General features: G+C 45.3%; 1 protein-coding gene. It reads left to right on the forward strand.

The genetic code is table 11. The annotated features are described in order from the left end of the window. Positions 1-18: 18 nt before the first annotated feature. Positions 19-534, forward strand: a 516-nt coding sequence (locus tag PKO01S_RS28590) for an AMP-binding protein (protein ID WP_246070786.1), incomplete at its 3' end; no start/stop codon positions are given.

Here is a 534-nt window from a genome sequence, read left to right on the forward strand (position 1 = left end):
AAGGCAGGCGGTGCCTACGTGCCGGTAGATCCTAGCAATCCGGACGATCGTATCGAGTATATGTTGGAAGATTGCCAGCCAACAGCCATATTGCTGGGAAGGGCGGAACTGCCGGTCAAAGGAGATATTCCGGTCATAGACTTATTGGATAAGGAGGTCTATACAGGCGAGGCTGCCAACCCAGGGCATGTCAATACGCCGAAGGATTTGATGTATATCATCTATACATCAGGAACAACTGGAAAACCCAAAGGCGTAATGATAGAACATGAGGGTGTAGTTAACTTAAGGGAATATTTTATTCGGAATCATGCAATTACGGCAGCTGATGTCGTATTACAGTTTGCAAATATTTCTTTCGATGCGACCGTATCCGAAATGACAATGAGTCTGTTGGTCGGCGCACAGCTATGTTTATGCCCGGAAGATGTTCAAAAAGATGCGAGATTATTTGAGCAATTTATTAACAAGCACAAGGTCACCATTGCAGTTTTACCGCCGCAATATCTAGCGCAGGTGGATATCCGGCATTTT

This window comes from Paenibacillus kobensis NBRC 15729, from assembly GCF_004000825.1.
Classification (GTDB): Bacteria; Bacillota; Bacilli; order Paenibacillales; family Paenibacillaceae; genus Paenibacillus_T; species Paenibacillus_T kobensis.